The organism is Cesiribacter andamanensis AMV16, assembly GCF_000348925.1.
Classification (GTDB): Bacteria; Bacteroidota; Bacteroidia; order Cytophagales; family Cyclobacteriaceae; genus Cesiribacter; species Cesiribacter andamanensis.
This window is the reverse complement of the sequence record NZ_AODQ01000159.1, coordinates 1-8,773: the sequence shown is the minus strand read 5'-3', so window position 1 is coordinate 8,773 and position 8,773 is coordinate 1. Positions and strand designations below refer to the sequence as shown.

The window sequence follows — 8,773 nt, the reverse complement described above, 5'->3', positions numbered from 1 at the left end:
ACAGGGTAAATTGCTAAATTCCTCTTCACTGGCATCTGGAGTAGAACAATCGGTTTGAGCATATGTGTTGAGGGAAATAAGAAAAAGGATAAAGAAGAGATAGAGATGCTTCATTCGTTTACTTTTGGATGGTGGTATAAAAGTACAGGGTGGTAGGGCGATCACCGCTGTAGCTATTAAGGTAGAGGCTGTCGTTATAGAATATCTGGAGGTCTCTGTATTCATGGTATAAACATGGGCTCTGCTTAAGGTAATACTTCATCCGGAGCGTATCTGTCTGATCCTGGCCAAAGTGCAGGTAATACGTTTTGATGTTCTCGTTTTGAAAATCTTCCTCACCTCGTATTATTGGATAAAACTGAATAAATCCCTCCCTACTTTCATAGATTACTACATCCTGACCCTTATCATCCGTTACGGAAAACTTTCCCCAGTAAGGTCCTCCAACTAACGTCAATAGGTTGACAGATGTATTTTCGTCGATTACTGTGAAATCTAGGGGGATGTGATAAATTGTCTGCTCATCTTTATTGGCTCTGCAGGGGTTCTTCTCGCATGAGAGCAGTAGTGTAGCGATGAACATAGTAAGAAGTGATATGCTTCTGTAAAAGAATTGTGGCATAATTTTCTATTAAAATGTGAAAGTAATAACTCTATAATACAGATACTTCTAGTGGCTACCCCTACTAAAACTACGGTTGTAGCTAAGACTTGGCAGGCTTACTATTATCATCAAGGTGAAGTGCATGGTATTTTGCATTCCATGGTCCAGAGGTTTATTTAGGAATCGTGGTATAGAAAGTCACAAAGGGAATTTTCTCACCAGAGGAAGTTAGAGAAAGCTCTTCGTTATAAAATATCTGCAAATCCCGGTACTCATGAAAATCACACTTGCTTTCCTTGAGGTAGAACTCCATTCGTAGCGTATCTACATTGTCACTACCAAAGTAGAGGTAGTATTGCTTTATGTTCAGGTTCCTAAGATCATAGTCTTTGTCACGCAGGTGTTCAAATTGAGTACGACCTGCTTGGCTTAGGTAAACTCGAACTTCCTCGCCCTGATCATCACGTATTGTAAAGTCATAATAATACTCGCTGGAGTAGTGGAGAAGGTTTCTGCCGTCCGATTTGTTTAAAATTTCGAATAGGAACGGCCTTTCATATAGCCTGTCATCATCACTATTACAACGACTGCCGAAAGGTCCATTCTCGCAGCTAAAAAGGCACGAGCTAGCGAAGAGGATGAAGAGGAGAAGGCTTCTTTTCATAGTATTTGTTTAGTGAAGTTGCTCATGGCTCAGGCTATGTGATTCAAGTTAGGCTGTGTTATTTTGGTAATGTATGTATTGTTTTTATAATTTGCATTACATAACCAGCAAATACTCATTAGGACTTCATCAAAGCGCCAGACATTTCTTTCATTGCTTAAGTAGCTTGGTCGTGTTTTCCTTGTACAGGCTATAAACCGTCTGGTCCTTATTAGTGAGTAGGTAAGGGAGGAATACCTCGTCTATTTGGACCAGGCCAGCCTCGATGATGGCGCCCTGAGCTTCGATTCAGTCCTTAACGATACGCCAGCCAATCCGAAGTGCCTGCTCCTAACCTCTTCAGTCTTACTACCCATTACCCAATACCCACTACTAAATTCCCCACCTTTTTATATCTTTAACGTTCAGGAGAAAACACAGCCAAGGTGCAGCAACTGCAATTACACATACAGGAGGGACGGGACGAGCGGCAGACGCTTTTTTGCGATGTATTGTTACCAGTACCGGTGCCCAAGTATTTTACCTACCGCGTACCCTATGCGCTCAACGACAGCCTGATGCCGGGCTGCCGGGTGGTGGTGCAGTTTGGCAAAAAGAAGATCCTGACCGGCATAGTAGCCGAGGTGCACGACCGGGTGCCGGAGGCCTACGATGCCCGCTACCTGCTGGAGCAGCTGGATGAGCAGCCCGTGGTGCAGCCCCTGCAGCTGCGCCTTTTCCAGTGGATGGCCGACTACTACATGTGCACCCCCGGCGAGGTACTCAACGTAGCCCTGCCCAGCGGCCTCAAGCTCAGCAGCCAGTCGCAGGTGCAGCTGCACCCCGATTTTAGCTTCGCTACCACCGAGCACAGCTTTAACGAAAAGGAGCTGCTGCTGCTGCAAAGCCTGCAGGCGCAGGACCACCTGTCCTATGCCGATGTGGAAAAGCTGCTGGGCCAGAAATCGCTCTACCAGCTCTTTAAAAACCTGCTGGCCAAGGAAGCCATTCTGCTCTACGAGCAGGTAAAGGATAAGTACAAGCCCAAAACCGTGCGCCGGGTGCGCCTGCAGCCGGGTCTGGTGCAGGATACGGCCAGCCTGGAAGCGCTCTTCAAGGCCCTGGAGAGCCACCCCAAACAGGCCGATGTGCTGCTGAAGTACCTGCGCGAAGTACCGGTGCTGAAGGAGCCCGGCCGCAATGAAAAGGGCCTGGCCAAAAGCGAGCTGGTGGATGCGCAGATTTCTCCCTCTTCGGTACGCACCCTGGTGAAGAACGGCATCCTGGAGGAGTTTGAGGAGGCGGTGCCCCGCTTCTGGATCCCGGAAGCCGATGCCAATGTGGATATACACCTGACCGGGGAGCAGCAGGGAGCCCGCCAGCAGATCCTGGATCATTTTGAGGACAAGGATACGGTGCTGCTGCACGGCATTACGGGTTCGGGCAAAACGGAATTGTACATTTCCCTGATCCGGGAGGCGCTGGACAATGGTTCGCAGGTGCTGTACCTGCTGCCCGAAATTGCCTTGACCACCCAGATCGTGGGCCGGCTCAAGAAGGTATTCGGCGGGCAGATGGGGGTGTACCACAGCCGCTTTTCCGATAACGAGCGGGTAGAAGTATGGCAGGGGGTGCTCAACGGCTCTTTTCCGCTGGTGGTAGGGGTGCGCTCCTCTATCTTTCTGCCCTTTCATAACCTGGGGCTCATCATTGTGGATGAAGAGCACGAAACCTCCTATAAGCAGTATGATCCGGCCCCGCGCTACCACGCCCGCGATACCGCCCTGGTGCTGGCCAGGATGCACGGCGGCAAAACCCTGCTGGGCTCGGCTACTCCCTCCATCGAAACCTACTACCAGGCCGAGCAGGGCAAGTTTGGCCTGGTGCAGCTGCACAAGCGCTACGGCGAAGCGCAGCTGCCCCAGCTGGAGCTGGCCGATACCCGCCTGGCGCTAAAGCAAAAGACCATGAAGGCCATGTTTACCCCCGCCCTGGTCGATGGCCTGAAGCTGGTGGTAGAGCGCAAGGAACAAGCCATTGTGTTTCAGAACCGCCGGGGCTATGCGCCCTACATCAACTGTGAGGAGTGCAGCTGGATTCCCAAATGCCAGAACTGCGCCGTAAGCCTTACCTATCACCTGCGGGTGAATGAGCTGCGCTGCCACTACTGCGGCCTGGTGGAGTATGTGCCCACCGCCTGCCCGGCCTGCGGCTCGCACAAGATCAAGACCGTAGGCTATGGCACCGAAAAGCTGGAAGAAAGCCTGCGCCTGCTCATACCCGAAGCCACCGTTGAGCGCATGGACCTGGACACCACCCGGCGCAAGAATTCCTTTCAGGTGCTGCTGGACGACTTTGGCGACCACAAGATCGATATTCTGGTGGGCACCCAGATGGTGAGCAAGGGACTGGACTTTGAGGGGGTAACCCTGGTGGGCATCTTTGATGCCGACCGCATGATTCACTACCCCGATTTTCGCTCGCATGAGCGCACCTACCAGCTGGTGACCCAGGTGGCGGGGCGTGCGGGCCGCAGCAGCAAGCCCGGGCGGGTGATCATCCAGACCAGCAATACCGAGCTGCCGCTGCTGCACACCATCCTGGTGGCCGATTACCTGGGCCTCTATAAAACCGAGATCGACGAGCGGCGGCAGTATTTCTATCCCCCCTTTAGCCGGCTGATCCGCCTGGTGGTGCGCCATAGCGAGAAGGAACTGACCGAAACCGCCGCCAAAGCGCTGGCCGAGCGCCTGCGCAGCAAGTTAGGGGTGGAGCGGGTTCTGGGGCCGGAAGAACCCCTGGTGGGCCGTATCCGGGGCCTGTACCTGATGCACATTACCCTGAAGCTGGAGCGGCAGGGCCTGGATGTGCCCGCCGTAAAGCAGTACCTGCTGGAACAAAGCCAGCAGCTGGTCAGTGAAAAAGCCTTTAAAGGGGTAGAGGTGGTGCCGGATGTGGACCCGTATTGAGTGAAGATAGTAGGTGGGCTAGCTGGAGGCATGTTGGTGAAACCACCATCAATGGGAAAAGTCGGCTAGCTGCAGGATTGTTGGTGAAAACACCAACAATGGGATGGGTTCCCAACGTGGCCCGCACCAAACCTGTGATAGTAATTTGCTTCCCTATCGCAGGTTCTCCGAACCTGTGAACCTAATTACCTGGGTTCTCCGAACCCCTTAGGCACCCTACACACAAGCGCCTCTCTATGCCTCATGCCCGGTACGCCCATTCTTCCCAGCTAATTCCAAAGGCTTTTCAGGCGCACTATTTGTATTCCCGATTTCGGCTATAGGTGGCTTGTTGTGGCTGCAGCTATGCACCGGGAGGCGCACGCATTGCAAACGCGCGCAAGCCAGCGAAAGCTTTCGGGCTAGGGTGCCAGTCTATCAGCTGACCTCTTTTTTAGGGCATTCTTACCCGTTTAAATACCTGCCCGCAGGCAATTTTGGGGTTGGTATGGGGATGGTTGGTATGGTTGGGGTCACATTCCAGGGCAAAATCTTCCGGCTCGGCATGCACCATCAGCACTTTGCCCATCACATCCAGGGCGGAGCCATCGCCCAGGGCCCACAGATCGGTTTGCAGGCTCAGGCTGCCCTTGCCATCGGAGCCAATCTCGATGTTGCCGATATCGCCCAGGTAGGGGCGTCCCCAGGGGGTGCCCATGCTGGGGATGGTGCAGTACTTTTCGCTGCTGCCGCCGTTCCAGTGCATGCCCGGGTCTTCGCAGCTGCCTTCATGCAGGTGCAGGGCATGCCGGCTGCCGGGGGTAAGGGTATACAGCTCTATGGTAAGGCGTACAAGATTTCCCTCCCGCTCAAAACGCGCATCGCCAATCTGGCGGGGCGTGCCGCTGCTACTTAAGGTATACAGGGAAGCAAAGGCCCCGGCGGGGGTGGGGCCAGGCGTTTCTTTTTCGGTACAGGCTGCTGCCAGCAACAGCAGCAGGAGCAGCAGGGGGAGGAGGGAACGGATCATCGCCGGAGGTAATAAATGAGTTTGCTGACTAAATATAGGCATAAGTTGGCATACCCACGGACTAAACAGCTAAAGAATAGCGGGTCGCCTGTGGGGGGCTGCTCAGGACTATCCCTTTTATTGCTGGTGGTCTGAATTAGCGTATGCCGTAGAGTGTTTCCGGGGCGGGGCAGGGATTCCTTTTCCAAAACCTGCTACATATAGGCAAACGGTTCCGGATTCTGCCCCTTAAGGCCGGATTTGTAAGGCTGGTACCTAACATCTGATCCCTGGCCGGGTTAGTTTTTCAGGAACAAACGCTAACCCCATGATCCATACAAGTACAGAAGATCGTGTAACGGACTTTCGCAGAGACGATCTGGCCCTGGAGCCTTACCTGAGCGGCTCCAACCATATTAATACGGGCACCGGCGAGCGCATTGCCTCTATTGTGGGCGGATCGGCCCTGCTCTATTATGGCTTTCAGCGCCTGAGCATTAAGCGGGTGCTGATGAGTCTGGCAGGGCTGGTGCTGCTGAAGCGCGGTATTTCGGGCCATTGTGAGCTCAACGAGGCCATCGGGCGCAACACAGCCAAGCATGAGGGCTCGCCGGTACTGGTGAAAAAGTCCATTACCATCAACAAGCCGCGGGAAGAGGTGTATGCCTTCTGGCGCAAGCTGGAGAACCTGCCCCGCTTTATGAAGCACATCACCGAAGTAGACCAGCTGGATGCGGAGGGCAAGCGCTACCACTGGCAGATGGAGGCCCCCAAGCTGGGCAAAAAGATCGACTGGGAGGCGGAGATCGTAGATGAAATTCCCAATGAGCGCATTCTGTTCCGTACCTACAATGGCTCGGATGTAGGCCAGGCCGGAGAGGTTACCTTTAAGGACGGTCCGCAGGGGCAGGGCACCGAAATGCAGGCCACCATCAAGTACTATCCGCCCGAGGGATCGATTGGCAGTGCCATTGCCCGCATGTTCAACAGCCTGATAGAAAATGTGGTGCATGAAGATATGCGCCGCTTTAAGTACCTGCTGGAGACCGGCCAGCTTCCGCTGGGCAAAGGCACGCCCGGAGGCTCGAGTGGTGGGGGTAATCCTACCAGTGAGGAAGAAGAAAAGTAAGCGCCTTAGGAGGGCAGCAGATCTTCAGAAACAGCGGCCTCGGCTTTGTCTTTCAGGTAAATGCGAAAGGCAGTGCCCTGGCCTTCTGTGCTTTCTACCTCTATCTTTCCCTCGGTGCTGTCTACAATACGCTTGATGATAAACAGGCCAATGCCGGTGCCTTCTATGTGGGTGTGCAGGCGCTTGAACATGGCAAAGATCTTGTCCTGCTTGTCGGGGGCTATGCCCATGCCATTGTCTTCTACGGTTAGCAGGGTGTAGGGGGGCTGTTTTTCAACCGCTATGCGAATGCGGGGGCTGCGCTCCGGAGAGCGGTACTTGAGGGAGTTGGTCAGCAGGTTGTAGATGATACTTCTGAAATTACTGCGGGAAAACAGCAGCTGCAAGCCCGGGTCACAGCTCACCTCAATTTGCGCCTCAGAGCTTACAATCATTTCCCGGATCAGCATCTGCACTTCTTCTATGATCTCCAGCGCATCAATGGCCTGCTCCTGCTCCTGGCTGCGGCGCGGAATCAGGGCCACTTCGGTCAGGTCTTTAATGGTGCCCTGAAAGCGGCCAATGGACAATTCCACCATCTGAAAGAGCGACTGCAGGTGCGGATCGGCAGCATCTACCCGGCGGCGCAGCAGCTCAATGAGGCCCTCGATATTGGCAATGGGGGCTTTGAGGTCGTGGGAGGCGGTGTAGACAAAGGCATCCAGGTCTTCATTGGCCATTTTCAGCTGCTCGTTCATGGTGCGGAGCTCTTCCAGCTGCTGTTCTACCTTTAACTGGGCCTGTACCTTTTCGGTAAAGTCGGTCAGGATGCCGATCTTATAGGGCAGGCCGGCCTTGATGCTGATGCGGGCAATGCGCACCTCCAGGTATTTTTTGCCCCGGAAGGTAGAGCGTTCGGTGGTAAGGGTGGCCGAGCCCACAAACTCTTTGGAAAAAAAACTCTCCAGGATGCGCTGCCGTTTTTCATCGAACAGGCGCACAAAGGGCGAGCCGATCAGCTGCTTTTCCGTTACGCCCAGAATCTGGCTGGCATGCCGGTTTACGGCCAGGATCACCCCCATTTCGGTCATCAGCACCGCGCCTATGGGCGCTTCTTCCAGAAATTTATCCAGGTACTCGGCTTTTACATCTTCATACAGATGGGTGTTGGATTGCAGGCGGGGTGCGGGTGAGCCCGTACGCAGCTGCTGGTACTGGCGTCGCTGCTGGGTGCGGGCCATGGCATTGCGCACAGTATCGGCCAGGCCGGCGCCAATGTCATTGGCCAGGGGCTGTACCGTATTGCCGATAAAGGGGGTAAAGAGCAGCGCCTGCTTTATTTTGGTGTAGGAGCTTTTGTCGTTCAGGATCAGGATGGAAAGAAACTGGTCCTGCGCATGGATCTTCTGTGCCAGTTTTATAGGGTTGCCCACCCGCTCCCCAATCAGGAAAACGCCCAGCTTCCTGCTTTGCTCAGGCAGCAGATCGCCGGCCTTATCCTCGGAAAATTCGGCAAAGGCACCCTCGGGCAACTCCAGCTGCTGGCGTAAGATAGCAAGGCTTGTTTCTTCCAGACCTGTATAGGCAATGTGGGTCATGCAGATAAATCAACTCAGTCAGACAAAATCGGCTGGTCCAGCAGCGCGCGGCCCAGCCAGGTATAGAGCAGGTCGGTGGTAGGCGACATGATGTGCGCCGCCCGCACATCGCGCAGCAACACACTAAAGCGCCCGTTTTCCCGGTAAGCAATGCCGCCGCTAAGGGTCATGGCCTCGTTTACCACCTCTACGGCGCAAGTGGCTACTTCGGCCTTTGCCGCCAGGATGGCCGGCAGGGCATCAAAGTTGCCGGCATCACCCTCCTGAGCCGCATAATACAACAGGCGCCGTGTGCGCTCTATCTTGGCCCAGAGGGTGCCCAGGCGGTGCTGCAGCAGGGGCGCCTGGCTAAGCGTCTGGCCGCTATGGGTATAGTTCCGGCTGAGCAGGTGCTGGCGGGCCTCGTTAAAGGCAGCCTGTGCAATGCCCAGGTACGTAGCCGACATGGCCGTTAGAAAATAAGGAGCCACTACCGTAAAAATATACCAGAGCTGGTCGCCCTGTTCGCCCAGCAGCCTGTGCGGGGCGATGGTCACCTTCTCCAGCTCCAGTCCCAGAGAGGAATTTCCGCGCATGCCCAGGCCCGACCATTCGGAGCCCCAGCGCAGGCCCTCATCCCCTTTATTCACCAATACGCAGGAAAAGAGGTTAGGGTCGGCCTCGGGGTCTACCGCAACCGTTGATAGTACGTAGGAATCGGCCTGCCGGCCGTTGGTAACGAATGATTTTTTGCCCCTGATCTCAAAAGAGCCGTCGGCCAGGGGAAGCAGCTGGGTCTGCGGATAGTAAAAATGGGCCCCGGTGCCCGCTCGCTCAGGCTAAGGGTGCTCAGGTGCCGGCCTTGTGAAATTGGTACCAGGTAC

Annotated in this window: 7 protein-coding genes; 2 read left to right on the top strand and 5 right to left on the bottom strand. The window is 54.6% G+C overall.

Annotation, left to right across the window (positions count from 1 at the left end; all coding sequences use genetic code 11):
• Positions 1–118: 118 nt before the first annotated feature.
• Positions 119–583 (bottom strand): hypothetical protein, encoded by a 465-nt coding sequence (locus ADICEAN_RS23420; RefSeq protein WP_009197275.1) that lies wholly within the window; start codon positions 581–583, stop codon positions 119–121.
• 193 nt (positions 584–776) lie between these two features.
• Positions 777–1,268 carry a hypothetical protein gene (locus ADICEAN_RS18950; RefSeq protein ID WP_009197274.1) on the bottom strand — a complete coding sequence of 164 codons (492 nt, stop codon included), beginning with the start codon at positions 1,266–1,268 and terminating at the stop codon, positions 777–779.
• Positions 1,269–1,693: 425 nt separating this feature from the next.
• Between ADICEAN_RS18950 and priA the strand changes: the two genes are divergently transcribed.
• Positions 1,694–4,216: a replication restart helicase PriA gene (gene priA, locus ADICEAN_RS18945; RefSeq protein ID WP_009197273.1), complete on the top strand. Its 2,523-nt coding sequence runs from the start codon at positions 1,694–1,696 to the stop codon at positions 4,214–4,216.
• Between the two features lie 433 nt (positions 4,217–4,649).
• On the opposite strand, the gene ADICEAN_RS18940 is transcribed toward priA, so the two are convergent.
• Positions 4,650–5,225, bottom strand: coding sequence for a superoxide dismutase family protein (locus ADICEAN_RS18940; RefSeq protein WP_009197272.1), 576 nt, complete (start codon positions 5,223–5,225; stop codon positions 4,650–4,652).
• A gap of 307 nt (positions 5,226–5,532) precedes the next feature.
• Between ADICEAN_RS18940 and ADICEAN_RS18935 the strand changes: the two genes are divergently transcribed.
• Positions 5,533–6,333 carry an SRPBCC family protein gene (locus ADICEAN_RS18935; RefSeq protein ID WP_009197271.1) on the top strand — a complete coding sequence of 267 codons (801 nt, stop codon included), beginning with the start codon at positions 5,533–5,535 and terminating at the stop codon, positions 6,331–6,333.
• A gap of 5 nt (positions 6,334–6,338) precedes the next feature.
• On the opposite strand, the gene ADICEAN_RS21600 is transcribed toward ADICEAN_RS18935, so the two are convergent.
• Both ADICEAN_RS21600 and ADICEAN_RS18925 read right to left on the bottom strand, forming a co-directional pair.
• Positions 6,339–7,910, bottom strand: coding sequence for a sensor histidine kinase (locus ADICEAN_RS21600; protein WP_009197270.1), 1,572 nt, complete (start codon positions 7,908–7,910; stop codon positions 6,339–6,341).
• Between the two features lie 14 nt (positions 7,911–7,924).
• Positions 7,925–8,671, bottom strand: coding sequence for an acyl-CoA dehydrogenase family protein (locus ADICEAN_RS18925; protein WP_236612962.1), 747 nt, complete (start codon positions 8,669–8,671; stop codon positions 7,925–7,927).
• Positions 8,672–8,773: the final 102 nt, after the last annotated feature.